This window comes from Staphylococcus sp. FSL W8-1270, from assembly GCF_038007165.1.
Classification (GTDB): Bacteria; Bacillota; Bacilli; order Staphylococcales; family Staphylococcaceae; genus Staphylococcus; species Staphylococcus hominis.
The window spans coordinates 1,668,260-1,693,779 of sequence record NZ_JBBOWQ010000001.1 but is presented as its reverse complement, the minus strand read 5'-3'; the positions used below and the strand labels follow the sequence as shown (position 1 = coordinate 1,693,779).

The 25,520-nt window shown below is 31.0% G+C and carries 24 protein-coding genes and 2 tRNA genes; 9 read left to right on the top strand and 17 right to left on the bottom strand.

Annotated elements, in window-relative coordinates; genetic code table 11:
• Window positions 1-28 precede the first annotated feature (28 nt).
• The 3 genes from NSU06_RS08455 to NSU06_RS08445 all read right to left on the bottom strand — a co-directional run bounded on the left by NSU06_RS08455 (window position 29) and on the right by NSU06_RS08445 (window position 924).
• Window positions 29-117 (bottom strand) — tRNA-Ser (locus NSU06_RS08455).
• A gap of 3 nt (window positions 118-120) precedes the next feature.
• Window positions 121-195: transfer RNA gene (locus tag NSU06_RS08450), tRNA-Asn, on the bottom strand.
• A gap of 144 nt (window positions 196-339) precedes the next feature.
• Window positions 340-924 (bottom strand): competence protein ComK, encoded by a 585-nt coding sequence (locus NSU06_RS08445; RefSeq protein WP_017175793.1) that lies wholly within the window; start codon window positions 922-924, stop codon window positions 340-342.
• 207 nt (window positions 925-1,131) lie between these two features.
• Here NSU06_RS08445 and NSU06_RS08440 point away from each other — a divergent pair, with 207 nt between their 5' ends.
• Complete coding sequence (locus tag NSU06_RS08440; RefSeq protein ID WP_002488353.1) at window positions 1,132-1,350, top strand: IDEAL domain-containing protein; 219 nt, start codon at window positions 1,132-1,134, stop codon at window positions 1,348-1,350.
• 67 nt (window positions 1,351-1,417) lie between these two features.
• Here the strand turns inward: NSU06_RS08440 and NSU06_RS08435 are convergent, their stop codons facing one another.
• Window positions 1,418-1,516 (bottom strand): SAR1012 family small protein, encoded by a 99-nt coding sequence (locus NSU06_RS08435; RefSeq protein ID WP_017175792.1) that lies wholly within the window; start codon window positions 1,514-1,516, stop codon window positions 1,418-1,420.
• Window positions 1,517-1,604: 88 nt separating this feature from the next.
• Complete coding sequence (locus tag NSU06_RS08430; protein WP_017175791.1) at window positions 1,605-1,817, bottom strand: TM2 domain-containing protein; 213 nt, start codon at window positions 1,815-1,817, stop codon at window positions 1,605-1,607.
• 143 nt (window positions 1,818-1,960) lie between these two features.
• Between NSU06_RS08430 and NSU06_RS08425 the strand changes: the two genes are divergently transcribed.
• Window positions 1,961-2,512 carry a GNAT family N-acetyltransferase gene (locus NSU06_RS08425; RefSeq protein WP_017175790.1) on the top strand — a complete coding sequence of 184 codons (552 nt, stop codon included), beginning with the start codon at window positions 1,961-1,963 and terminating at the stop codon, window positions 2,510-2,512.
• Window positions 2,513-2,559: 47 nt separating this feature from the next.
• Here the strand turns inward: NSU06_RS08425 and NSU06_RS08420 are convergent, their stop codons facing one another.
• Window positions 2,560-3,498 (bottom strand): 1,4-dihydroxy-2-naphthoate polyprenyltransferase, encoded by a 939-nt coding sequence (locus tag NSU06_RS08420; RefSeq protein WP_049379560.1) that lies wholly within the window; start codon window positions 3,496-3,498, stop codon window positions 2,560-2,562.
• 180 nt (window positions 3,499-3,678) lie between these two features.
• Between NSU06_RS08420 and NSU06_RS08415 the strand changes: the two genes are divergently transcribed.
• The 4 genes from NSU06_RS08415 to menB are packed head-to-tail and all read left to right on the top strand — an operon-like array spanning window position 3,679 to window position 8,307.
• The gene (locus tag NSU06_RS08415; RefSeq protein WP_340779795.1) at window positions 3,679-5,046 is read left to right on the top strand and encodes an isochorismate synthase; all 1,368 of its coding nucleotides are present in this window, start codon (window positions 3,679-3,681) and stop codon (window positions 5,044-5,046) included.
• Window positions 5,036-6,706 carry a 2-succinyl-5-enolpyruvyl-6-hydroxy-3-cyclohexene-1-carboxylic-acid synthase gene (gene menD / locus NSU06_RS08410; RefSeq protein WP_340779791.1) on the top strand — a complete coding sequence of 557 codons (1,671 nt, stop codon included), beginning with the start codon at window positions 5,036-5,038 and terminating at the stop codon, window positions 6,704-6,706. Before NSU06_RS08415 ends, menD begins: the two co-directional genes overlap by 11 nt.
• Window positions 6,693-7,496 carry a 2-succinyl-6-hydroxy-2,4-cyclohexadiene-1-carboxylate synthase gene (menH, locus tag NSU06_RS08405; RefSeq protein ID WP_049416162.1) on the top strand — a complete coding sequence of 268 codons (804 nt, stop codon included), beginning with the start codon at window positions 6,693-6,695 and terminating at the stop codon, window positions 7,494-7,496. Before menD ends, menH begins: the two co-directional genes overlap by 14 nt.
• The gene (menB, locus tag NSU06_RS08400; RefSeq protein ID WP_002448062.1) at window positions 7,489-8,307 is read left to right on the top strand and encodes a 1,4-dihydroxy-2-naphthoyl-CoA synthase; all 819 of its coding nucleotides are present in this window, start codon (window positions 7,489-7,491) and stop codon (window positions 8,305-8,307) included. The genes menH and menB overlap by 8 nt, the downstream gene beginning before the upstream one ends.
• Before the next feature lie 51 nt (window positions 8,308-8,358).
• Here menB and NSU06_RS08395 read toward each other — a convergent pair whose 3' ends face one another.
• A complete protein-coding gene (locus NSU06_RS08395) occupies window positions 8,359-9,534 on the bottom strand; it encodes an aminotransferase class I/II-fold pyridoxal phosphate-dependent enzyme (RefSeq protein WP_242265551.1) in 1,176 nt (391 codons plus the stop codon).
• Window positions 9,535-9,802: 268 nt separating this feature from the next.
• On the opposite strand from NSU06_RS08395, the gene NSU06_RS08390 reads away from it, so the two are divergent.
• Complete coding sequence (locus NSU06_RS08390) at window positions 9,803-10,222, top strand: MarR family transcriptional regulator (protein WP_002448073.1); 420 nt, start codon at window positions 9,803-9,805, stop codon at window positions 10,220-10,222.
• A 176-nt stretch (window positions 10,223-10,398) separates the two neighbouring features.
• Here NSU06_RS08390 and NSU06_RS08385 read toward each other — a convergent pair whose 3' ends face one another.
• From NSU06_RS08385 to NSU06_RS08370, 4 genes are all read right to left on the bottom strand, one after another.
• Entirely contained in the window at window positions 10,399-14,439 is a 4,041-nt protein-coding gene (locus NSU06_RS08385; protein WP_137689663.1) for a glucosaminidase domain-containing protein, read from the bottom strand.
• A gap of 151 nt (window positions 14,440-14,590) precedes the next feature.
• The gene (locus NSU06_RS08380) at window positions 14,591-15,010 is read right to left on the bottom strand and encodes a GNAT family N-acetyltransferase (RefSeq protein WP_017175782.1); all 420 of its coding nucleotides are present in this window, start codon (window positions 15,008-15,010) and stop codon (window positions 14,591-14,593) included.
• Window positions 15,011-15,127: 117 nt separating this feature from the next.
• Window positions 15,128-15,598 (bottom strand): DUF2538 family protein, encoded by a 471-nt coding sequence (locus NSU06_RS08375; protein ID WP_002448219.1) that lies wholly within the window; start codon window positions 15,596-15,598, stop codon window positions 15,128-15,130.
• 19 nt (window positions 15,599-15,617) lie between these two features.
• Complete coding sequence (locus NSU06_RS08370) at window positions 15,618-16,856, bottom strand: LCP family protein (protein WP_235063138.1); 1,239 nt, start codon at window positions 16,854-16,856, stop codon at window positions 15,618-15,620.
• A gap of 362 nt (window positions 16,857-17,218) precedes the next feature.
• Between NSU06_RS08370 and NSU06_RS08365 the strand changes: the two genes are divergently transcribed.
• Window positions 17,219-18,388 carry a serine hydrolase domain-containing protein gene (locus NSU06_RS08365; protein WP_235063137.1) on the top strand — a complete coding sequence of 390 codons (1,170 nt, stop codon included), beginning with the start codon at window positions 17,219-17,221 and terminating at the stop codon, window positions 18,386-18,388.
• A 47-nt stretch (window positions 18,389-18,435) separates the two neighbouring features.
• On the opposite strand, the gene rihC is transcribed toward NSU06_RS08365, so the two are convergent.
• The 6 genes from rihC to NSU06_RS08335 form a co-directional block, all read right to left on the bottom strand.
• Complete coding sequence (gene rihC / locus NSU06_RS08360) at window positions 18,436-19,338, bottom strand: ribonucleoside hydrolase RihC (protein WP_017175779.1); 903 nt, start codon at window positions 19,336-19,338, stop codon at window positions 18,436-18,438.
• A gap of 132 nt (window positions 19,339-19,470) precedes the next feature.
• Window positions 19,471-19,761: a cytochrome aa3 quinol oxidase subunit IV gene (qoxD, locus tag NSU06_RS08355; RefSeq protein WP_002448242.1), complete on the bottom strand. Its 291-nt coding sequence runs from the start codon at window positions 19,759-19,761 to the stop codon at window positions 19,471-19,473.
• Window positions 19,758-20,363, bottom strand: coding sequence for a cytochrome aa3 quinol oxidase subunit III (gene qoxC, locus NSU06_RS08350; RefSeq protein WP_017175778.1), 606 nt, complete (start codon window positions 20,361-20,363; stop codon window positions 19,758-19,760). The genes qoxD and qoxC overlap by 4 nt, the downstream gene beginning before the upstream one ends.
• Window positions 20,353-22,341: a cytochrome aa3 quinol oxidase subunit I gene (gene qoxB, locus NSU06_RS08345; protein ID WP_017175777.1), complete on the bottom strand. Its 1,989-nt coding sequence runs from the start codon at window positions 22,339-22,341 to the stop codon at window positions 20,353-20,355. The genes qoxC and qoxB overlap by 11 nt, the downstream gene beginning before the upstream one ends.
• On the bottom strand, window positions 22,341-23,453 hold the full coding sequence (qoxA, locus tag NSU06_RS08340; protein ID WP_017175776.1) for a cytochrome aa3 quinol oxidase subunit II: 1,113 nt from the start codon (window positions 23,451-23,453) through the stop codon (window positions 22,341-22,343). The genes qoxB and qoxA overlap by 1 nt, the downstream gene beginning before the upstream one ends.
• Window positions 23,454-23,750: 297 nt before the next feature.
• A complete protein-coding gene (locus tag NSU06_RS08335) occupies window positions 23,751-24,068 on the bottom strand; it encodes a DUF5011 domain-containing protein (RefSeq protein WP_017175775.1) in 318 nt (105 codons plus the stop codon).
• A gap of 268 nt (window positions 24,069-24,336) precedes the next feature.
• Here NSU06_RS08335 and NSU06_RS08330 point away from each other — a divergent pair, with 268 nt between their 5' ends.
• Window positions 24,337-25,482 (top strand): globin domain-containing protein, encoded by a 1,146-nt coding sequence (locus tag NSU06_RS08330; RefSeq protein WP_017175774.1) that lies wholly within the window; start codon window positions 24,337-24,339, stop codon window positions 25,480-25,482.
• Window positions 25,483-25,520: the final 38 nt, after the last annotated feature.

Sequence of the window (25,520 nt, the reverse complement as noted above, 5' to 3'; positions counted from 1 at the left end):
TTTACTTAAAAAGTAAAGAGTCAAATGACGGAAACGGAGGGATTCGAACCCTCGCGCCGCTCTCGCGACCTACACCCTTAGCAGGGGCGCCTCTTCAGCCAACTTGAGTACGTTTCCATATGGCTCCGCAGGTAGGATTCGAACCTACGACCGATCGGTTAACAGCCGATAGCTCTACCACTGAGCTACTGCGGAATAATATAACGTGTTCTTCAATCAATACAAATACAATTATATCAATAATCTTAAAATTTGCAAGAGATTATCTTTAAAAAATATACGGAACATTTACACTAAATTAATATAATCGTTCCGTATATTTTAAAAATAAACATACAGCTATTTATCTTCTAATAAAGAATAGTGTGAAAGTGCCTCAAAAATATTTAAAGATGTTTTTTCATAATCGATTGGCATATCTGGATTATTAGATTTCATTCTTGCTTGTTTATCAATCATATAGTAATAGAAAATAGAATTAGAATATTGATGCCATAAACTATGAAAAGATACATTTAATGTTAGTGCTTCTTGATTTGCAAAGATAATTTTACTCTTTCTGTTTTTTAATGGCTTAATATCAGAAATATAATGCATATTAATCCATATATTTTCTTCTAAACGGTCTGAATGTGTTGGGAAAAAGTAAGTTGGAAACAATGGTGTGAGAAGGATGGGAGGTTTACTAGTTATTCCAGCAATGCGTTGAGTTTCAGCTTTCTTGCTTAAGTAGTTATTGCCATAAAATCTACAAGATCGTTCAATAATTTTTTGAGTTTTAAAAGGACTTATTTCTCGTGAGGTATCGAATTTGAGGATTTCTGAGCCGTTCGGTTGTTGATGATCGTCAAATGTAGGTCTAATCACCATATCACCTTTACGTATGACATAAATCGTATTAGGAGGTTTATTGAACTGAGTCATAAGATCAGCTCCTTATTTAATTATTTATTATTAAACACGAAGAGTGATTAATAATATAAAATTATTATATAAAAAAAGTATATGTTGTCAAGTTATTATTTAAAAATAAAATTACACTAATTTATTTAGAAAAGTCTGAATATTCATTGATTTCAAAATAAAAAGCTTGTATACTATTTTTAAATTAATAGAAAGGTAGTGAATCTTATGTATTACAATACAAATGTTAAACATACCACACTAGAAGAATTTGTAACGACGGTGAATGATTTAGGTGTAGAACTTGTGATTGACGAAGCGTTACGTTTAGAAAGAAAGAAACAACTTGTAACATTAATTGATGAAGCTTTGGTTAATAGAAATGAAGATGATTTTAATCAATATACTACTGAATTAAAACATTTGGAGGCATTTCTCAATGAGTAAATCCGGTTCCAATGAATCACTATAAAAAGGTCTATTCTCTAAAATAAAGTGAATAGACCTTTTTAAATTATTTTCTTTTTGAATTTCCTTCTATTTTATTTTTAATCCATTTTAAGACATAGCCTGTAATAATTGTTCTCACAATACGTTTAATAAAGTTTTTCATAGTCACATTCTCCTTTTTAAAACTATTATTAATTTATACCCCATTTTCTTTAATTTAAAGAAGAAAGTTTAAAAACTTTCGCTTGTTTTTATCTGGGTATAAAAATATATCCATTATTATCAGCTTTAGTAGTAAAGATAATGATAATGCCATGAATAATCGAAACAATTGTTGGAATAAGTGTCCAAAAGAAGACCAAATGTAATACACCTTGTCCAACTTTATCTGCATAGAACTTGTGAATCCCAACACCACCTAAGAACAATGCACATAATACATATAATGTTTTGTTTACTCTCATATTATGGATGCCTCCTTATTTTTATATTGTAAGTAATTTATGACTAAAATCAAGAATGTCACTTATAAAAGAATAAGTTTATACTTACTATAATATTTAATTTCTTGTAAGAAGATGAGTATGATGTAGATGGAGGGATAAATATGATTAGAAAAGCGACACCAAGTGATAATAAGCAAATTGCAAAACTTTATTATTTAATATGGAAAGATATGGAACTTGACATTGTAAAGGAAATTTCTAAAAAACGTATGATTAATTTGCTTGAACTTAGTATAGTTAATGTACATTATCGTACCTATTATAAAAATATATGGGTATATGAAAAGAATAATGAAGTGGCCGGTTGTATTATCGCTTATGATGGTTCAAAAGAAATGGAGTACGAAGAACAATGGAACCAACTGCCTCTTGAAGAAGATATCAGATTAGTTGGAACACCTTTACCTATAAAAGAAGCTAAAAATGATGAGTGGTATATTGAAGCAGTGGTCACATCGCCTGATTATAGAGGACAAGGTATTGCGACACAATTGTTGGAACACTTGATCACCACAAGTTTTAATAAAAAATGGAGTTTAAATTGTGATTATAATAATGAGAAAGCACTTAAACTTTATAAACAACTAGGTTTCAAATGGGTTGAAGATATTAATTTATATGGCCATGATTATCTACATATGATATATATATAATAATAAAAAAACTAGCATTGTTAAAACACAATGCTAGTTAAAACAAATTAGATTCCACCTAAAAGTGCGCTGATATAAATACCCAAAGCGTACAAAATACCAAAGACTGTATTCGTTTTGCCAGTCGCTGCCATCGCTGGCATCATGCTTGCTGGTGTATCATTTTTATTAAAACGACGAATTGCTTTGATTGGCATTGGGAATGAGAATAATACTAACAAGTAGAATAATGAGCCGCCTGATTTGAATAAAGCAGTAAATATTACGATTAAGTAAGCTAAGATATACATTGCTGCCATAAACGTAATAGAAGCTTTTTTACCTAATAAAATAGATAAGGTTTTACGACCACTTGCTTTATCTTTAACACGGTCACGAATGTTATTAGCCATATTAATTAACCCGATTGTAATGACAATAGGTAAGCTAATCCAAACAATAAAACCATTCACATTACCTGTTTGAATAAAGAATGCAAGTAAAATGATAATCATACCCATAAATAATCCGGAGAATAATTCACCAAATGGCGTCCATGAAATAGGAATAGGTCCACCAGTATATAAATAACCAATTGCCATACATACAATACCAACTGGAATAATCCAAAATGAACTATTAACAGCTAGATATATACCAAGTAAAGCGGCAATAATATAAAAAGCAATTGCTAGATTCATGACAAGTTTTGGACTCATACCATTTCGAACAATCGCGCCACCGATGCCTACAGATGTATGATCGTCTAATCCTTTTTTAAAATCATAATATTCATTAAACATATTAGTCGCTGCTTGAATTAAAAGGCATGCGATTAACATTGCTAAGAATAGGCTGAATTTAATATGATCTTGACTGCCCAGTAAGAAAAGTTTAGCTGTCGCTGTTCCTACTAATACAGGGACAATAGACGCGGTTAAAGTATGAGGTCTCATTAAATGCCAATATTTTCTAACAGTTGAATATTGTTGATATTGATCTGCCATAATGTAATCTACCTCTTATAATATAAAGTTTTAACATATGTATTTTATAGGAATAGGTAAGAAAGGTCAATCAACGTGAAATATTTCTCTAAATTGATTAAGCAATTATGATACGATGAATAACGAAAAATGTTACAATACTTTAATGAGTAAAAAAAGATAATGAAAGAAGTGAAATGAATGGCTGCCAACCTAATGGAAGACAAAATTATGGAATCTATATATGAAAGCAATAAAAACTGGGTTTCTGTTGAAGTCGTGTTAAATAAATCTTTAACACCAAGTGAATTATTTAATTTAACTGAAAAACAAGCTGGAGATCGATTTTATTTGCGATTAAACGATAATATGTCTTCATTTTTCGGCTATCATGCAATTCAAAGATTTAAGAATAACTTTGAAAATAAACAATCTATCTTTCGGGAATGGGAAAAATTTAAAAACGATGTAGAACTAATTCATGTTAATACGCAAAAGCATCACCTTAAAATAGTAGGGGGATTCCAATTTTCAAATCATAAGTCTGATGATGAGTGGCGTGAATTTGGGATTAATCATTTTGTGGTACCTGAAGTACTTATTTCTTCAGTTAACAATCAAACCATTTTGACATATACAGTTGAAAAAGCTCAATTTGAAATGGAAAAATTAAATCAAATTATTAATTATTTTGAAAATACTCAAGTCGATACGACAGAACGAGAGACAGCTTTAGGCAATGTAACACGCATGGAAGATATTTATGTTGATGAGTGGAAAGATCTTGTAAGTCATACGATTGAACAACTTGATAAAGATCAAAAAGTAGTGCTTGCGAGACGTCGTTTAATTAAGTTTGATAAGCCAATTAGTATTCCTTATGTACTTAATCGTGCGTTAAACAATGAGAAAAATAGTTACTTATTTATTCTAGAGTCTAACCAATCTGTATTCTTCTCTCAAACACCAGAGCAATTATTAAAAGTTGAGGACGGTGTATTATCTACGAAGGCTGTAGCAGGAACAATTCCTCGAACACAAGATGCTGAAAAAGATGAAAAAAATGTTCAAGCATTTCTACAAGACAGTAAAAATCTAGGTGAACATCAATTTGTCGTTAGAAGCATTTTAAATGATATTAAGCCTTATGTAGAAAATGTAGAGTACAATCAAAAACCTAATATTTTAAAAAATGATCATATGTATCATTTGTATACTGAAATAAAAGGAACATTATTGAATCATTCGTATATTAGTTTAATTGATGAGTTGCATCCTACACCTGCCTTAGGGGGTTATCCTAAGAAAGAAGCAGTTGACTATATTGAAAAAAATGAATTTGGTACACGAGGATTATATGGGTCTCCAGTTGGATATATTGACGTAGATGATGATTGTGAATTTATTGTGGCTATTCGTTCTATGTTAATTAAACAAAATCAAACTACTTTGTTTGCAGGTTGTGGTATTGTAAAAGACTCTAATGCTGAAAGTGAAGTTGAAGAAACGTCGGTGAAATTTTCACCAATGATGAATGCTTTAGGAGTAGTGAATAAGAATGAATCATAAAGAAGCTTTAACTAAACAAGTTTATACATTTGCATCAGAGTTATATGCCTATGGTGTGCGAGAAGTCGTTATTAGTCCGGGCTCACGTTCGACTCCTTTAGCGATTGCATTTGAAGCGCATCCAAATATTAAAACTTGGATACATCCTGATGAACGTAGCGCAGCTTTTTTTGCCTTAGGATTAATTAAAGGGAGCGAACGCCCAGTTGCGATTTTATGTACTTCTGGAACAGCGGCTGCTAATTACACGCCAGCTATAGCTGAAAGTCAAATCAGCCGTATACCGCTTATAGTATTGACTAGCGATCGTCCACATGAACTTAGAAGTGTAGGTGCACCACAAGCGATTAACCAAGTCAATATGTTTGCAAATTATATTAACTTCCAATTTGATATGCCTGTAGCTGATGGCAGTCAAGAAATGCTGAATACTATTAATTATCAAATGCAAATTGCAAGTCAATATTTATATGGCCCACACCGTGGTCCAATACATTTTAATTTGCCATTTAGAGAACCGTTAACACCAGATCTTGAAATGACTGAGAATTTAAAATCTGAACATAAAATATTGCCTCATTATCAAAAAAATATAGATATACAAGATATAAAAAATGTATTAAAAGATAAGAAAGGTCTTATTATTGTAGGGGATATGCAGCACCAAGCAGTCGATCAAATTTTAACTTACGCTACAATTCATGATTTACCAATTCTTGCAGATCCACTTAGTCAATTACGCAAGTTTAACCATCCTAATGTTATTACAACATATGATTTATTATACCGTTCTCATTTAAATATTGATGCTGATTTTATTATACGTGTAGGTAAACCAGTTATTTCTAAAAAATTAAATCAATGGCTTACACGCACAAATGCATTTCAAATATTAGTTCAAAATAATGATAAAATTGATGTATTTCCAACACCGCCACACATCTCATATGAAATATCAGCAAATGATTTCTTCAGAAGTTTAGTGAATGAACCAACAGTAAATCGTAAGGATTGGATTGAACGTTGGCAATCTATAGAAGCACAATCTCGTAAAGCAATCACTCAACATATGTCTCAAGCGACAGATGAATCAGCATTTGTAAGTACACTGATTCAAAAACTCACTAAAGATGATGCATTATTTGTAAGTAATAGTATGCCTATTCGTGATGTAGATAATTTATTATTTGATAGTGAAGTAGAAGTGTACGCTAATCGAGGTGCAAATGGTATTGATGGCGTTATTTCTACTGCTTTAGGTATGGCAGTACATAAAAGAGTGACATTACTGATTGGAGATTTAGCTTTTTATCATGATATGAATGGATTATTAATGGCTAAATTAAACGATATTCATATTAATATTGTTATACTTAACAACGATGGTGGAGGTATATTTTCTTATTTGCCTCAAAAAAAAGCAGCAGAGCAATACTTTGAACGTCTATTTGGTACACCAACTGGACTAAATTTTGAGTATACTGCCATGTTATATGATTTTTCATTTAAACGTTTGAATAATATTACCGATTTTTCTCAAGTATCATTTTCAAATATGAATTCATATATATATGAAATGATTACAAATCGTGAAGATAACTTAGAACAACATCAACTTTTATATCAGAAATTGAGTGAGATTTTAAATGTTACATTATAATTTTTATAAATCTGATCATCCAAGCAATCAATTATTAATTTTACTTCATGGTTTTATTAGTGATAGTCAAACGTATATGAATCATATAGAGGCTTTTCTTACTCAATGTAATATTTTAACTATTGATTTACCTGGACATGGCAAAGATGACTCACCTATAGATCAAACATGGGACTTTCCGTATATAACGGAACAAATAAATCGAGTTTTATCTCAATTTGAGAAATATAAATTCAGTTTATTAGGCTATTCAATGGGTGGGCGCGTAGCACTTTACTATACAATATATGGTCAATATGGAATCAAACAGTTAATATTAGAAAGTACATCGCCAGGCATTGCTGACGAAGCCTTACGTAAAGAACGACAGGCTATCGATCAAGCACGTGGACGTGTATTAGAAATAGCTGGAATTGAAGTGTTTGTAAATGATTGGGAAAAACTCCCTTTATTTCAAACACAATATCTATTAGATGATAATAAAAAACAGGCAATGCGTCGTATGCGACTTTCGCAGGATCCTAATAAATTAGCGAAAGCTTTAAGAGATTATGGGACTGGACATATGCCTAATTTATGGGGAGATATTAAGCGTATAAAAAGTGATTGCCTTATTCTAGCAGGAGAATTAGATGAAAAATTCGTTAATACTGCTAAAAAAATGGCACAAGAAATTAAAAACTATCAAATTCGTATTTTAAAAAATGTAGGTCACACAATTCATGTGGAAGATGAAGCGGAATTTGATACAATAGTATTAGGCTTTTTAAAGGAGGAGCAAAATGACTAGACAGTGGGAAACACTAAAAGAATATGATGAAATTAAATATGAATTCTTCGAAGGAATTGCAAAAGTAACAATTAACCGACCAGAAGTACGTAATGCATTTACACCTAAAACAGTAGCTGAAATGATTGATGCATTTACTAGAGCACGTGATGATCAAAATGTTTCTGTTATTATCTTAACAGGTGAAGGCGATAAAGCGTTTTGTTCAGGCGGAGATCAAAAGAAACGTGGACATGGTGGTTATGTTGGTGAAGACCAAATTCCTCGTTTAAATGTATTGGATTTACAACGTTTAATTCGTGTTATTCCTAAACCAGTTATTGCAATGGTTAGGGGTTATGCAATTGGTGGAGGTAACGTATTAAATGTAGTATGTGACTTAACAATTGCTGCAGATAATGCAATCTTTGGTCAAACTGGACCTAAAGTAGGTTCATTTGATGCTGGTTATGGTTCAGGATACTTAGCTCGTATCGTAGGCCACAAAAAAGCACGTGAAATTTGGTACTTATGTCGTCAATACAATGCTCAAGAGGCATTAGAAATGGGCTTAGTTAATACTGTAGTACCTTTAGATAAAGTAGAAGATGAAACAGTAGCTTGGTGTAAAGACATTATGAAACATTCACCAACAGCATTACGTTTCTTAAAAGCTGCAATGAATGCAGATACAGATGGTTTAGCTGGTTTACAACAAATGGCTGGAGATGCTACATTACTGTATTATACTACTGATGAAGCAAAAGAAGGTCGTGACGCATTTAAAGAAAAACGCGATCCTGATTTTGATCAATTCCCTAAATTCCCATAAACAATAGTAATAAAAAAACGCAAAATTGACTTAGTCAATCTTGCGTTTTTTTTAATTATCTAACACGTTAGGATAGTGTTCTTTTAAATATAATTCTAAACGACGCATACCTTCTTTTAAGACGTTCATTTCATAAGCATAAGAAATACGAATATAGCCTTTTCCTATATCTGTGAAAGAAGAGCCTGGCACCATCGCAACATGTGCCTCTTCCAGTACATTGACACAAAAGTCAAAATCATTATTAGTGAATCGTTTAATACTTGGGAAAATATAAAATGCACCTTCAGGTTGAGCTTCAAGTTCGAATCCTAGCGATAACAATTTAGCTTTTAAATAATCACGTCGTTCAATATAAGCTTCGTTCATATATTTTGGTGCTTCTAAACCCTCATTTAATGCAGCGATACAAGCAATTTGAGCAGGAACATTAGCACAAATACAATTATATGCATGCATGAAAGTTAATTTTTCAATTAAATATTCAGGACCGATTAAAAAACCGATACGGATGCCTGTAGCTGAATGCGATTTACTTAAGCCACCAATGAGTAATAGTTGATCACGTATCTCTTCATATTCTGCAAAAGAAGTATGTGTTCCTGTAAACGTATTTTCAGCGTAGATTTCATCACTGATAATAAATATTTCTTTAGTTTTTAAATAACGTACAAGGGCTTCAACTTCTGAGCGTTCTAATATAACACCAGTTGGATTAGTAGGATAATTTAATAAAATTGCTTTAGTTTGATCAGTAAAGTAAGCTTCAATTAGCTCAGGTGTGACCTTAAAGTCAGAATGTGTGGTATCAATATAAATAGGTTTACCACCTAAAGTTTCAACTAATGGGATATATCCAGCATAAATAGGACCAGGGATTAAAATTTCATCTCCAGGTTCGATTATACTTCTTAGCGATGTATCTAACGCTTCACTTGCACCGTTTGTAACAATAATTTCTTCTTCGCTATAAAAAAATCCATATCTACGTTTAAAATATTGACTAATCGCTTGACGTGTTTCAGTAAGACCTTTGTTATGTGAATAACTTGTTTTATCTTCACTTATTGCATTAATATATGCTTGCTTAACCACATCAGGCATTGGAAAATCAGGTTGGCCAATAGTTAAATTAACACAGTCGTCAATATTTTTTATTCGACTTGAAAACTGTCGGATACTTGGCGCTCTTAAAAACTTAGAATTTGAATTTAAAGTTAATTTCATATTTACACCTCTAAATATAATCATTCAAAGTATTATGACCTCATTACTTTGAAATAGAATATAATTATCATATCATATTTTTATTTATAATATTTAATTAATAAAATCTCATTTTCTCTCAATTTAAATAGAAAAATTAGAAATCGTGTATAATGAATAGATAATACCATATTATTAAAATGAATTTAGTCAATTTATTGAATAGTATTGTCTAATTATAAAATTAACTTTATAATATAAACAATTACTAGAGTGGAGTAGAACAGCTATGTATAATCAACTAGAAAAACTTATTACCCTAACAAACAATGATCTTAATTTAGTAAATAGACGCTTTGGCCAACGGACTGATATAACAAATGACCAACTGGAATTATTAAGAATTCTTTATAACTATGATCGATTATCACAATATGATTTAACAATGAAGATTAGTAGAGAGCAGTCCATTGTATCTCGTTGGATAAAGAAATTAGTTCATAAAGGTTATATTACAAGTCAACAGTCACACGAAGATTTACGTTGTAAGGATTTATGTTTAACAACTGAAGCTAGAGATTTAATTAAACAAATCAATATAGCAAGATGTGAATTAATCGAAGCGAGATGTCAATGTTTAACAGAAGAGGAAATCAATAATTTGAATCATCTTTTAAATAAACTTAATAGTCGTCATCTTTATATCTAACATAGCACCCATCTTATTGTTCTTTATAACATAGTACAATAAGATGGGTGTTTGTATGAAATATAAAATTTAGAGCAAAAAAGAATCTGAGACAGAAATAAGTGTCTCAGATTCTTTTACGTATGGGTAGGCGATAACTGAAGGGCAACTGAATTCAGTCTCACTCCCAAGTAGTATTATTGATTAAATACTGGTATTTCAAAATATTTACCAACTGAATTAATTTGATCGTATAAGTATTTTAAACCTTCAGCATTCACATTTGCCCAATTAATATCAGTAGCATATTGATGTGTACCAGGTTGATCAGGATTCCAACGCATTTTATAAAGTGTATTTTGACCAGATTTAATATAATCTTGAGCAATAAATTTAGCTCCATCAATAATAGCTTTAGAAATACTATTCCAGCCAGATCGTTTTGCGTAATTAATTCCATTTACAAGTGGTGCATAATCATAAGCACCAATACCATATACATTATAGTATTTAATAGGGGAATTAGAAACGACTTGATTATTAACCAAATTTGCACCTTTAGCAAGTTTAGATTGGCCATTACCCGTTTCAAGTAGGGCATGAGCAATTAAGTAAATTTCATTAACACCTGTCAATTTTGCAGCATTAGCAAATGCTTGACCTTGGTTTTCTAACATTCCCTTACCTTTAAGTAGTCGATTTAAACGATCTACAGATAATGATTGTGGGCGATCTAAACGTAAAAATTGATATTTTAAAGTTGGATGTTTAGCAAGTGTTTTCGCGTTCATCGCATTTTTAATTTCACTATACGTTGCATTTGACCAACCGCTATTATTACGTTGAACTTGTGGTGGTGCACCGTAAACATTTTGTTGAATTTTAGTGACATCATCAAGTGTTCTATAGTTTTTAGATAGTTTAACTAATTGTTGTTGTAAATCGCTTTTCTTAATCCATACTGATTTACCATTACTTAATTTACCATAATACCAAGTGATACCATTTACTACTTTTCGTTTTGTAACTTGAAAAATTTGTTCATTAAATGGCTTGAGTAAGTACCCTTTAGCTGAAGTAGGGTCGTCATAGTAAAAACTATTACCATTAGTTATAACTAAATCATCGTTATAGTCTTCTACTGTATCGAAAGATGAAGCGTTAGTTAAATCATTTAGTGCAATCCAACCTGTTTGATTATTAACTGTACCGTATAAATACGTTTTACCATCAACAATTGTCGATTTAGAAGCTGTGAAAGTTTGATTAGCAATGTTGTTTTTATCTAATCGTTGTTGATTAGTGCCCCAAGCAATCGTATACAAGCCCTTATTATTTTGATTGACAGTATAAGTACCTTTCACTTTTTGTTCTTTATCTAAATTTTTAATATTTAAGTCTTTAACATTATACCAACCTAATGGGGTATTTCCAGAAGTACTAGATAATAAAACATATGTATTATCATCTAATTTTTTTTCTTTAGTTACAACATATGTTTTGTTAGCATATTGCTTTGCATGCTTACCACTTGCATCGTAAATACTTGAACGTATACCATCATTTGTTGAATTTACTTGAGCAATTTTTGAAACAGTTTGAACACTACTTGTTTTTTGACTCGTTTTTACAGTTTGAACATCGTCTGATAAAATCCAGCCCCAAACATTATTGATAACACCGTGAAGATACGTATTTGAGCCTACTTTTAAAGCGTCTATAGATTTTAGAACATCTCCCTTTGAAGGAACAGTTGCTTTAATTTGAGACGAACTGCCCCAAGGTGTTTCATATATATTACTATTTCCTTTGATATTGTAATTTTTAATACCATCATTTATAGGTGTTGTAGTTTGAATATTAATTTCTGATGAAGGAATCCAACCGTGTGATTGATTACCATTAAAGTCAGAAATCAAATAAAAGTTTTTATTATTTAATGTCGCTTTTTTAGTTACACGATAAGTATTACCGTTAATAGAAGGATTTATTTTTCCTGATGAGTCATATACTGTTGTGTAAGCACCACTATTTTTTTTAGCTACTTGTCCTAAAGTGTTATTTAATTGAGAAACATTAAGTACATTAGTTGTATCCGCTTTGTTTTGAATATCATTTAAATAATATTTACTTACCCAACCAGTTAAACCATTTACTGAACCATATACATAAGTTGATTTACCTACTTGTTGTGATGCACTCGCTTTAAATGGAGATTGATTTGATTTAGATACTGTTCCAGCAATTTGATTATAATTACCCCATGGAACCGTGTATAGTGTCGTTCCAGGTTTAATAGTATACGATTTATTTACTTTTGTTTTAGAAGTAGTAGTATTATAAATCGTTTCACTTTGTTTAACCCATCCATATAATTTTCCACTATTATAATCGGATACTAGGTAATATTTATCTTTACCAAGCTGTGCAGATTTTGTAACTGTTAAAGTATTATGAACTTGATTCGTTGTTTTTCCCTTAGAATCATATACAGTAGTATAAAGACCGCTATTATCTGATTTAATTTGAGCTAAGCCATTATTAGATGTTACTGTTAATTTTTTATTATTTACACTTGGTTTAGTAGTAGGAGTTGAATTATTTGTAGATGTTGTACCCCATGGTGCAACTTTACCCATTTTAATTAAATATTTTTCGTTAATTAAATCATATAATTCATCATAACTATAATTATGATTACTCAAGTAGGCATGTGGATCAGCGTGATCTGTACCTCCAAGATAACGACTAATAGCATAATGAGTCCATACTGTTCCTTTAGCATCATATTCAGCACTATCTGGTTTTAATCCATAATATTGTAATTGTGTAGCAGCGTAATCTGCATAGTTATTCATTGAACGTGCAAATGAAGCATAATCATGTGTATGAACAATTTCAACATTAATAAAACGATTATTTCCATATGGTCCAGCTCCCCAAGATAAATAATCAGTAGGGGCAGTTTCAATAATACGATTTCCATCTACAAATGCATGTACAAACGCATTTGTATAATTATTTCTCATATAATTAATTTCGCCTTCAATCGTTGAATTGTCATTTGCAGTATCATGCACGACGATGCCTTCAGGTTTTCCTACTCCATTTCGATACCCATATTTAGGGAAGTAAGATGTATAATGTTCTTCAATCGAAGGAGCTTTCAAATTATTTGAGCGAATATAATTATTAATTGAAGATTTAACTTGTGGTACATATTTTGGTAGTGAAGAAGTAGTTGAATATGTACTTACTGTAGCTGGACCACCTTTTCCACCGATACCTTTATACACTGATGATGTAGAGTCAGAGACAGATGCATCATTTGATTGAGTTGAAGTTGTAGTTTTATTATTAACATTAGTATTATTTAAAGCTGCACTGTATGCACGTACTTTTAAAGTATTATGCATTGGTGAAGTTTGAGTATTATTATTTTGAAGAGTAGTATCTTCATTGTTAACTGTAGTGTTGTCTGATTTATTTGATAAATTGTTAGACGTACTGTCACTTTCAGTAGTAGAAGTAGAAGATGTTGATACTTTATTATTGTCATTATTTGTCGTTGTCGTATCATCATCTACTTTTTGTTGCTTATTATTAACGAAAGTAGTGCTTGATTGAGTTTTTGATATGCTATTGTTTTGACTATCTACGTTATTTAATGTTGTTTTAGGCTCATCTGTATTTAACTTTTGTGTATTTGAAACTTGAGCACTTTCATTATGAGTTGGTTGTGTTTCAGTAGTTACATGATTTGAATTTATTTTATTATTAGACTCTGCTGATGTAACTAATTTAGTTGAATCAGTTGAAGTAGTAGAGGTAGTAGCTACTTCATTATTATTATGTTTTGTATTATCAGATTGATAATTTGAAATTGTATCATTGTTTTTAAGTGTATCATTAGTATTAGAACGCGTTGAGTTATTTTGAGATGACGCTGATTGATTTAAGTGATCTAATTTTGCATCATATGTGTATGTATTATTAGTAGTATTTGATTTTACTAATGTAGGGTCTTGGTAAGTTTGCACCCCAGAGATATTTTGAGCTGCATTACTGACTTGATGTTTAGCTACATTGGCATTTTCAATATTTTGTTGATCATCGATTACATTATTAGCAGCCTCTTGTTTGTTTTCAGAGGCTTCAGCATGATGTGTAGTAAATGCTGCACCAAATAAAGTAAGGGCGATCATTGATGGGAATTTAAAGCTAAATTTTTTCGACATAATAGTTGCTCCTTTTTTAATTTACTTTTTTATTATAACGTCAAGAAAAGTAAGAGTAATTATTTTTAACTAATTTGTAAACTAAATTTAATTTTGTTTTTAAAAAATATCTAGCTGGTGTAAATGGAATTCAAGTATCGAAAAATATAATTTAAATTATTTTATACATTTTAATATGAACAATATTTTCTTCTTGAAAAGGAAGACCAATACTAACATAACCTAGTTTTTCATAGAACGGTTTAGCTTGTAGTTGTGCGTTTAAAATAAGTTTATGATGATGTTTTCGTTTTGCAATACTTTCAATCGTGTTCATTAATGTTTTACCGAATCCTTTATTGCGATAAGGTTTTAAAATTGCTACACGTTCTACTTTTATACCATCTTCATATGGACGAAATCGTGCACAAGCAAATGGATGATTATCGTGATATCCAATAATATGAGTAGAAGTATTTTCAAATGCATCTAATTCGTTTTCTAATGGAACCCCTTGCTCTTCTACAAAAACTGACTTTCTAATTTCAAAACAGTCAGAAAGCATAGATTGATTAATTACTTCTCTAAACATGTGACATTTACCTACTCTCTTAAATTAAATAAACTCAATCATTGTATAGAATCATTTTATATTATTTAAATATAGAAAAAAAACTCCTTTTACTAAAAAGTAAAAAGGAGTAATAAATTATAATGCTTCTTGGCGAACAATTGCGCAATATTGCCAAAAGATCCTTAATTGTGCGATGTTCCAGTTATTCATACCCATAGTGAAACCTGAAGGTCTAAAAAGATTAACGTCTGTCACCTCTAAAGCAGCTGCAATTAAATATTGCAAAGGAATACTAATGCTTTGCATTGTTTCTGTAATTCCATTTTCATCATATACCCAAGAAAAGGGTAAATCAGATTCAAATACATCTACTTTATTAAAAATTTCAGGTAAAGCAACAATGTAACAAGCTCCATTTACAATTGGATTCACTGAATTTTCACCATAGTATACTAATAATGCCTCATAGTTTTCACGATGTTCATGATTAACATAAAAGAATTCACTTCTAAATAAAGCCATGTCTTGACTATGAATAATTTGTTGTTCTAATACGTTAAACATACCGTTAATATTAGCAATTTTTTCATATGTTTTGCGTGACATTCTACGTGCTCCTCTCAAATTAATATAATTGATTTATTTCATTTTGATTGTTGAAGTCGTTTGAGTTGTCTGGATTGTTGCTATTGACTTGATTACTCGTTTGATCTTGCTGAACCATAGTACTATCAGATGGATTTTGTTCTGATTGTGATTGCGTAGAAGGGTTAGTATCATTATTTTGAATAGAGTTTTCATCTGTTGTGGTATCTTTTTGATTATTTTCTAACAGAAACGAATCAATAGGTGTTAACGGTACTAGATTGCCATAATATTTAATGACTCTTTCATCCAATAAATCATTCTTATCTGTTATTTTAGATAGTCCTAAATCAGAACGCAATAAATTTGAATATTTTAATATGCTCTTAATGCTAGGGTGATAATAGTAGATACCATTTAAATAATCATTGTCACCTTTAAGTTGAGACTTTTTAAAGTCTATATTATCAGATAAATAAATTGAAGCTATCGATTTAATTTCTTCTGTTGTTAGGTTATGTTTAGCATTTTTACCTACTATTTGAACGAGTTCATCTAGTCTGTCATATGAATCTAAATTTTTTGCTTTCTGAAATAAAATTTTGATTAAATCCATTTGTCTCTCGCCACGTTTTAAATCTGAATCGTGATGACGCGTGCGTGCTACAGCCAAAGCTTCATCACCATTTAATTTGTGATACCCTTTTTTAACTTTGATTCTTCCAGTATCATCTGTGTTAGGTTCATCTAAATCATAAGGTACATCGTAATAAATACCACCTAATTTATCTACCGCTTGAACAAAGGCATCCATATTAATTCGAACATAATAGTCGACAGGGACATTAAGTGTGGCTTCAACAGTATCCATAGTAGCAATAGGACCTCCATAGGCATGTGCGTGTGTGATTTTATCGTAATAACCTACTTTAGGAATATAACTGATTGTATCACGAGGAATACTTAATAAACGGATTTGTTGTTTATTTGGACTAAGTGTTGCTAAAATCATTGAATCAGTTCTTGAATGTTCAGTCGTTTGACCATTTTTACGTCTACCTTCATTATCGTCTATCCCAAGAAATAATATTGATATAGCGTTTTTAGAAGGATTTATTTTGCTATTTCTTAAAGTAGAATGACGTTTTGCATCAGATTTATTATATGAAGATTGCAAAGCATTCTCAGAATGATGATATAAATTGACAATAAAAATGACAGGAACAACAATAAGTAATAATGTTAATAGCATCATAAAATATTTTAAAAAACGATTCATAATTATGTGCTCCTATACGTATTTATTAAAAAAATAAGTTAATAATTTAATCATACCATTTTAATATAAAAGAATAATAATTATTACTCCCATAGCCATAAATTGTATTACTAATTAGCTAAAATTACAACTTAATTTTAATATAAAAAGATAATGTTTAAAAACTTTTATTTACAATGAAGCAGGCTTGAAAATTTACTTTATCGGTCTAAAGAATGATGTAATAAAAAATAGTCGGAGTAAGATATATTAAAGATGATATTTTAGGGGGAATAATATATAATATAATTTATTGAAAGAATAAAAAATTAATAAAATAGTGTAGAGTTAATAGTTTTTATTAAATTGTAATGAGGCAGCAAATGAAAAAAAGAATAGAAATAATAACATTAATCATAGTTTTAATCATCTTAGTAACATTATTCGTTATATTCTTAATGAAAGTATATAAAACAAATCATAAAGATACAGAATATAACAAAATTAATGATAATAAAACGTATTTACAAAAAAGAGATTATCATGTATCGAAATTGCCACATTTAAAGACAATTGAAGTCGAAGAACCACATATCAAAAATATTGATGAATATTTAAAAGCAATTCATTTTAATGGGGCAGTTACAGTTCTTGAAAATGGTAAATTAAAGTTGAATAAAGGATACGGTTATCAAAATTTTCATCATAAAACTAAAAACTCACCAAATACAATGTATTTAATTGGTTCCGCACAGAAATTTACAACTGGATTAATTCTAAAAAAATTAGAAAATGAAAATAAAGTGAATATAAATGATTCTGTCACTAAATATTTACCTTGGTTTGAAACGACAAAAAAGATAACTTTAAAAGATCTAATGTTACATAGAAGTGGGCTATATAAATTTGAAGCTTCTCCTAAAACTAAAAGTCTTGATGGTGCAGTACATGCAATACAAGCAAGGGGAATTGATGAAAAATTTTATCATAAACATTTATATAATGATGCTAATTACTTAGTGCTTGCTCAAGTAATAGAAGTAGTCACACATAAATCCTATGCTGCGAATTATTATGATGATTTAGCACAACCATTTAGTTTACAACATAGTGCGTTCTTTAATGAAAAACCATATAAAAAATATATGGCTACAGGATATAAAATGATTGACGGTAAATTAACTGCTATGAAACCAAATATATTAGCTCAATATTATGGAGCGGGTAATTTATATATGACAACATATGATATGGCTCATTTAGTAAATAATTTAAAAAATAATAATATTTTTAGTGAATCAGTGTCAATACCACTGACTCAGCAATTAGGAACAACAGCATATCCTGAATCTTATCGTTACGGATTTTATGTTACACCGCAATATAACAGAATTAATGGTGTATTCTATGGACAAATATTTACCGTCTATTTCAATCAACATTATGTCATCGTACTTGCTTCAAATATAGGTGATAATTCTAAAGTAACAAATGAAAATCGCATCTCATATATTTATCATAAAATACTAAATCAACAATCTTATTATCAATAAGAGTAAAATTAAATATTAAAAGGTCGGAACATTAATTGTTTCGACCTTTAATTTTTTAAAGTATTTAAAAATATTGTTTTATAATGTTCATTTATACTTGATACGACTACAGAACAATTAGGATAGGAAGATTCAAAATCAACTACAGTAGCACCACGAGTCAGTGACCCTTGTAATTCAATTTGCACATCTGCTTCTTTAATTTCATAACTCTTAGGATCAAGTAAATAAAGAATCGTAAATGCATCATATAGTTTTATTCCTTCTTTAAAATCTTCACCGCGATAGTGTTGGAAAATATGATACAACATTTGTGTTGTGTTGTTTTTATCTTTAAGAGTGTCTAAATAAGAATGAGTAAATAATGATTGACGCGCTAAATCTAAGCCAATCATCGTTAAAGGTAAACCAGCATTAAAAACGATATGAGCTGCTTCAGGATCACAATAAATATTAAATTCAGCTAGGGGAGTAACATTACCTCTTCCAGTACTACCACCCATCATAATAATTTCTTTAACATGGTTTTTGCATTCAGGATACGTATTAAAAAGTAGAGCTATATTTGTTAAAGGGCCTAAAGTTACAAGAGTAATAGGTTCATTAGAATGACTTAATATCTCATTCATAGCTTCTACAGCATGAGAAGACGCTAAATCTGAAGTAGAAATTGTAGGGAATTGATAGCCATCCATACCACTTTCTCCATGAATATGACTAGCATCTTGTATTTCACTTATTAATGGTTGAGAAGCTCCTCTATGAATAGGGACCTCACTGTTGAAAAAGGCTTTTAATTTTAAAGCATTCGCTGTGGTTTTCTCAACACCTACATTTCCATTTACAGTAGAAATCATTTTGACATCAAATTTTGTATGAGATAATGCAAGAGCAATTGCTGCTGCATCATCTATACCTGGATCAGTATCAATAATAATAGGTAATGACATGAATACACCTCCAAAGATTTTTACTTTTTCTTATATCTATCATACACAAAGAAGTAATTAATATAAACAAAACAAAAAGCCTGTACAAGTTAAAAAACTCGTACAGGCTTTTTAAGAAAGGTAGAAATTGAATTATAAGTGACTAGAATGTCCACCTTGCATAACCCAATAAGTACCAATAACTGTGATTAAAGTAATAATAATCGCAAAGATAACTTTGGCAGATTGTAAACGTCCATCTTTACCTTCAGTTAAGTGCATGAACATTAATAATTGTAATGCAGCTTGGATGAAAGCAAAACCAAAGATAATTGTTGTTTTAGCATGGAATGTCATGTTTGTGTATAGAGTTACAAAAACTGCTAATAACGTTAAAACGATTGAAGCAATAAAGCCAACTGTATGTTTTACGATTGTGTTCATCCGCTATACACCATCCCTATCATATATACGGCAGTAAAGATGAAGATCCATACAACATCTAAGAAGTGCCAGTATAAACTTACTATAAATAATTTTGGAGCATTAAATTTATTTAATCCACGTGTTGCTACTTGGATTAATAAACAAATAATCCAACCGATACCTAATGAAACATGGGCACCATGTGTACCTAATAGGATGAAGAAACTTGACCAGTAAGAGCCTACTTTAGGTGTTACACCTTCAGAAGCATAATGTGCAAATTCATAAATTTCGAATCCGACAAATACTAAGCCAAGGATTACTGTTAAAATCATCCAAAACATCATTTTACCTTTTTCTTCTTTACGTAAGTAGTAAATTGAAATACCACAAGTATAAGAACTGATTAATAAGGCAAATGTCATGATTAGGACAAGTGGTAATTCAAACAATTCAGTTGTCAATTTACCACCGTAACCGCCCCCATGTTGCAACGTTAATAACGCTGCAAATAGGGTACCGAATAATGCAAATTCGGCTGTAAGGAAAATCCAGAAGCCAAGTTTATTCAATTGACCTTCATGCGTACGTGAATCAATAGTGTTTGTATCATGACTCATGACCTACAGCCTCCCTTTCTTTAATACGTGCTTCTCTTAAACGTGCTTCGTTTTCAGCAACTTCAGAAGCTGGAATATGATAACCGTGATCTTGTACGAAACTTTGATAAATCATAGTTCCGAAGATACCAGCTACACAAATTAGGAATGGAATGATAGATTCGAAGATTAAGAAGAAACCACCAACTAACATGAATATACCCATAAATACACCAGTATGTGTGTTGTTAGGCATATGAATATCTTTGTAGTTATGATTGTCTAAGAAATGACGACCATGTTCTTTCATATCAACAAATGTATCATAGTCATTCCAATCTGGAGTGATTGCGAAGTTGTATTTAGGTGGAATAGCAGAAGCTGTTGACCACTCTAAAGTACGACCTAAACCATCCCAGTTATCTCCAGTTGCTTCACGTGGAGATTTAATGTGGCTGTAGATAATGCTTGCTACTAAGAATAGGAAGCCGACTGCCATCATTAATGCACCGATAGTTGAGATGAAGTTTAATAACCACCAACCATCAGATGGCATATATGTGTATAAACGACGTGGCATACCGTCTAAACCAAGAATGAATTGTGGTAAGAAACATACGTTAAATCCAATCATGAATAACCAGAATGCCCATTTATTTAATTTTTCATTTAATTTGTAACCCATCATTTTAGGATACCAGAAGATTAAACCAGCTAGACAGGCAAATACTACACCAGTAACCAATGTATAGTGGAAGTGAGCTACTAAGAAATAAGTGTTGTGATATTGATAGTCAGCTGATGCCATTGCTAACATTACACCAGTAACCCCACCTAATAAGAAGTTAGGGATAAAGGCTAATGAGAATAACATTGGTGACTCAAAAGTAATACGTCCTTTATATAATGTTAATAACCAGTTAAATAATTTAACTCCGGTAGGTACACCGATTAACATTGTTGAGATTGAGAAGAATGAGTTAATTAAAGCACCATTACCCATTGTGAAGAAATGGTGAACCCAAACTAAGAAACTTAAGAACGCGATACCAGCAGTTGCCCACACCATACTTTGGTGACCGAATAAACGTTTACGAGCAAATGTTGGAATAATTTCTGAATAAATACCAAATGCAGGCAAGATAACGATATAAACTTCAGGGTGCCCCCATACCCAGAAGAAGTTTGCCCATAACATTGGCATACCGCCATCTGCTACTGTAAAGAAATGAGTTCCGAATACTCTATCAGCTGTCATTAAAGCAAGAACAACTGTGAATACTGGGAATGCTAAAATTACGATTAATGTCGTAATAAAAGTAGTTACAGTAAACATAGGCATTTGCATAAACTTCATAGTAGGTGTTTTACATCTAAGTATTGTTACAAAGAAGTTAATACCTGTCATTAAAGTACCGATACCTGAAATTTGAATTGCTACTAAGTAGTAGTTAACTCCTGGACCAGGACTAAATTCTCCTGCTAGTGGAGCATAGTTTGTCCAACCAGCTGCTGGTGATCCACCTACGATAAATGATAGGTTAAATAAAATCATACCAACAAAGAATAACCAGAAGCTGATGTTGTTCATTACAGGGAATGCCACATCACGAGCCCCAATTTGTAAAGGAACAACAACGTTCCATAAACCGAAAACGAATGGCATAGCCATAAAGATAATCATGATAACGCCGTGCGTACTAAAAATTTCGTTATAGTGATTTGATTCCAAGAAAGTATTATCCGGAATAGTTAATTGAGTACGAAGTAATAACGCATCAATACCACCACGAACGAACATTAATACTGCACAAATTAAGTACATTAAACCGATTTTTTTATGGTCTACGGATGTGAACCATTCTTTGTATAGATATTTCCATAATTTGAAATAAGTAATTACTGCGATTAAACCGATAACTAAGAATGGGGCACCAATTTGTGCCATAGTAATCATCCAGTTACCTTTAACGAGTAATTCATCCCATGGAAAATTCATTAATGTTCACCTCCATGATCATTATCTGCTTTAGACGCATTCTCGTCTTTAGCTCCTTTATTGATTTTTTCCATTTCCTTAGCGTTGTGAGTTTCTTCATCTTTGAACTCACTATCGTAAGGGTCATCGTTGCCTAAAATCATTGGCTTCATACCATGACGAGGATAGTTGACATTTGTAACTGTTACCTTACGAGCTGGTTTTTGAGGTTTATCTGTTACATCTTTGTAAAGATCTTTTTCAGCAACGAAGTTAGGATCTTTTTGAGTATAGTTGTAACGTTTATATGCATAGAAGATATACTCTGGATCAGCTGCAGGATCGACAAATGCCATGTGAGTACCACTAAATGTTAATTCTTTATTTGGAGTACTTGGTAAGATTTGTTTATCAAACTCATCTTGGCTAATAGTTTTCTTACTTTTAGCATCTTTAACCCAAGCATCGAAATCTTTTTGGTTTACAGAGTGAACTTTAAATGTTTGGCGAGAGAAACCTTCACCATTGAAGTTAGAGTTACGTCCTCTGAATGTACCAGTTTGATCGGCTGTTAAAGTCCAATTCATTGTCATGCCAGTCATGGCATATTTTTGACCACCTAATTGAGGAATCCAGAAACTAGTCATTGTATCCATAGATTGTAATTTAAATACAACTGGACGGTTTTTAGGAATAGTTAATGTATTCACTGTTTCAACCTTTTGTTCTGGATAAGCAAAGAACCATTTATATCCGGCACTAACTGCATAGACAACTAATGGGTCTTCTTTACTTTCAGGTGGTTTCTCGTAATCGTATAATGTTTTAACTGTTGGAATAGCTAAAGCAATTACGATTAAGATTGGTACCACAAACCAAATTGTTTCAATTAAAGAATTGTGGTGCATCTTACCAGATTCGTCATTTTTATTGTAACTATACTTGAAAATAAAAACAGCGAACATAGTAAGTACAACAGCAACAATAACAAGCATGAAGATGATTGAGTAAATAATCAAGAACTTCTGACTACTTGCTACTGGCCCTTTTGCATTAAACACTTCTATGTTTGAACAACCACTAAGTAAAATTAGTGTGCCAAACATAAGAAGCAACGACTTAAATTTTGACACTTTTTTGACCTCCTAATACTACAAATGTAGGGCTTACCATTAATTTTAGTTTATTACGCGATATTTACAAGACCTTATTAGAAAAAAATTACAATAATAAATAGGAAAAAACTAGTAACAATAGGAATGACGGGGAATGTAAGGTTTGTTAAAATTATGTGTCTATTCTGTGAAAAATGTCAAAAATAGAAAATTGTTCGTTACATTTGAGAAACATTATCAATTCTAGCGTTTACAATAAAAATTAAATAAAAAAGACGAGATATTCATCTCGTCTTTTTCAGAAAATTGACACATTTATTTAACTTTTATGTAACGTGTTGATGATTCTTCGGCTCCCTCTGAGTCGATGACATTATATCTTACTTTATAAGTACCTACTTTTGACGTATCTACGTGACCATCAACTGTAATTTTATGTGTTAAATCACCATCTTCTTTATCATAGGCACTAATTCCATTTAATACATTATAATCTTGACCTTTTTCAATAACAATATCGTTTACTCCTTTAAGCTGTGGAGTATGATTTGAAGTAGCTTCTGCACTTAAATTTGGAGTCACAAGAGTAGCGGAGACACCGAGAGCTGAAAGAGATTGTATGAGTTTATTCATTACGTTAACCTCCGAATGTAATAAGTCATTTGAATAATTTAACTATACTTTAATTTCTGATTTTTAACATCATACTATAGTCTTAATATAGCTTATTCAAGATTAAATTTAAATGAACTTAAGATAAATAAATATTAAATTTATGTAAAATGAAAGTTCTGTGAATTTAAAAAAATCTATATTACATTATAATAAGTATTGTACTAAAATATATTTGTAGTAAATAAATATATTTTACACATATAATTTTAAGTAGGAGTGGATTTGAATGTTAACAGAACAAGAAAAAGGAATTGTAAAAGAAACTGTTCCAGTATTACAAGAAAGAGGAACAGAGATCACTTCTTATTTTTACAATAGAATGTTTCAACAACATCCAGAGTTAAAAAATATGTTTAACCAAACTAACCAACAAAAAGGATTCCAATCTACTGCTTTAGCTCAAAGTGTATTAGCAGCTGCAGTTAATATTGAGCATTTAGAAAATATTTTGCCAGTTGTTAAAGAAATTGCATATAAACATTGTGCGTTGCAAGTACCACCAGCTGGATATGATATCGTAGGAGAAAACTTAATTGAAGCAATTAAAGCTGTTTTAGGATTAGAAGATAGTCATCCTATTATTCAAACTTGGAAAAAAGCATATCAAGAAATTGCTGATGTATTTATTCAAGTTGAAAAAGATATTTATAGTAAAATGTTATGGGAAGGTTTCCAACCATTTAAAATAGAAAAAATTGACCAACTTTCATCTGATATTAAATCCTTTACTGTAGTATCAGATAAATATGATTTAAGTCAATTTACACCAGGAGAATATATTACAGTTGATGTAAGTAGTGAAAAAATGCCTTATCGTGCAAAACGTCACTATTCAATTGTTAGTGGCGATAACAATCATTTAACTTTTGCTGTCAAACGTGATGTATCTACAGACCATGAAGGTGAAGTTTCAACTATTTTACATGATGAATTAAAAGAAGGAAATGATATTAACTTATCAGCTCCAGTAGGTCCATTTGGTGTGGTTAACCAAAATCAACCACAAGTATTTATTGGTGCGGGTATTGGTGTCACACCACTTGTTTCAATGTTTGATAAAGTAGCTGAAAATGGAAGTCATGCACAGTTTATTCAAGTAACTGGAGACGTTAACGATACACCATTCACTTCTCATTTAAAAGATATTTCAAAACGCTACGACAACGCGAAATATGAATTATATGATAGACAAGCTAAAGGTTATTTAACTAAAGAAACTCTTGAAAATTATGTGAATAATGATAGTGAAGTATATGTTTGTGGAAGTGCTAAATTTATTCAATCAGTGATTGAAGTATTAAAAGAAATAGGCGTAAGCCAAGAACATATTCATTATGAAACATTTGTTCCAAAATTAAGTGTTTCAGTATAAATGTAATATATTATTAAAAAAAGAGAGAGGCATAATTA

What these genes read in the sequence shown, in the direction of transcription:
- NSU06_RS08445 (WP_017175793.1), bottom strand. Translation starts at nt 924, where the DNA reads ATGACTCAGTTCAATAAACCTCCTAATACGATTTATGTCATACGTAAA.
- NSU06_RS08440 (WP_002488353.1), top strand. Translation starts at nt 1,132, where the DNA reads ATGTATTACAATACAAATGTTAAACATACCACACTAGAAGAATTTGTA.
- NSU06_RS08435 (WP_017175792.1), bottom strand. Translation starts at nt 1,516, where the DNA reads ATGAAAAACTTTATTAAACGTATTGTGAGAACAATTATTACAGGCTAT.
- NSU06_RS08430 (WP_017175791.1), bottom strand. Translation starts at nt 1,817, where the DNA reads ATGAGAGTAAACAAAACATTATATGTATTATGTGCATTGTTCTTAGGT.
- NSU06_RS08425 (WP_017175790.1), top strand. Translation starts at nt 1,961, where the DNA reads ATGATTAGAAAAGCGACACCAAGTGATAATAAGCAAATTGCAAAACTT.
- NSU06_RS08420 (WP_049379560.1), bottom strand. Translation starts at nt 3,498, where the DNA reads ATGGCAGATCAATATCAACAATATTCAACTGTTAGAAAATATTGGCAT.
- NSU06_RS08415 (WP_340779795.1), top strand. Translation starts at nt 3,679, where the DNA reads ATGGCTGCCAACCTAATGGAAGACAAAATTATGGAATCTATATATGAA.
- menD (WP_340779791.1), top strand. Translation starts at nt 5,036, where the DNA reads ATGAATCATAAAGAAGCTTTAACTAAACAAGTTTATACATTTGCATCA.
- menH (WP_049416162.1), top strand. Translation starts at nt 6,693, where the DNA reads ATGTTACATTATAATTTTTATAAATCTGATCATCCAAGCAATCAATTA.
- menB (WP_002448062.1), top strand. Translation starts at nt 7,489, where the DNA reads ATGACTAGACAGTGGGAAACACTAAAAGAATATGATGAAATTAAATAT.
- NSU06_RS08395 (WP_242265551.1), bottom strand. Translation starts at nt 9,534, where the DNA reads ATGAAATTAACTTTAAATTCAAATTCTAAGTTTTTAAGAGCGCCAAGT.
- NSU06_RS08390 (WP_002448073.1), top strand. Translation starts at nt 9,803, where the DNA reads ATGTATAATCAACTAGAAAAACTTATTACCCTAACAAACAATGATCTT.
- NSU06_RS08385 (WP_137689663.1), bottom strand. Translation starts at nt 14,439, where the DNA reads ATGTCGAAAAAATTTAGCTTTAAATTCCCATCAATGATCGCCCTTACT.
- NSU06_RS08380 (WP_017175782.1), bottom strand. Translation starts at nt 15,010, where the DNA reads ATGTTTAGAGAAGTAATTAATCAATCTATGCTTTCTGACTGTTTTGAA.
- NSU06_RS08375 (WP_002448219.1), bottom strand. Translation starts at nt 15,598, where the DNA reads ATGTCACGCAAAACATATGAAAAAATTGCTAATATTAACGGTATGTTT.
- NSU06_RS08370 (WP_235063138.1), bottom strand. Translation starts at nt 16,856, where the DNA reads ATGAATCGTTTTTTAAAATATTTTATGATGCTATTAACATTATTACTT.
- NSU06_RS08365 (WP_235063137.1), top strand. Translation starts at nt 17,219, where the DNA reads ATGAAAAAAAGAATAGAAATAATAACATTAATCATAGTTTTAATCATC.
- rihC (WP_017175779.1), bottom strand. Translation starts at nt 19,338, where the DNA reads ATGTCATTACCTATTATTATTGATACTGATCCAGGTATAGATGATGCA.
- qoxD (WP_002448242.1), bottom strand. Translation starts at nt 19,761, where the DNA reads ATGAACACAATCGTAAAACATACAGTTGGCTTTATTGCTTCAATCGTT.
- qoxC (WP_017175778.1), bottom strand. Translation starts at nt 20,363, where the DNA reads ATGAGTCATGATACAAACACTATTGATTCACGTACGCATGAAGGTCAA.
- qoxB (WP_017175777.1), bottom strand. Translation starts at nt 22,341, where the DNA reads ATGAATTTTCCATGGGATGAATTACTCGTTAAAGGTAACTGGATGATT.
- NSU06_RS08335 (WP_017175775.1), bottom strand. Translation starts at nt 24,068, where the DNA reads ATGAATAAACTCATACAATCTCTTTCAGCTCTCGGTGTCTCCGCTACT.
- NSU06_RS08330 (WP_017175774.1), top strand. Translation starts at nt 24,337, where the DNA reads ATGTTAACAGAACAAGAAAAAGGAATTGTAAAAGAAACTGTTCCAGTA.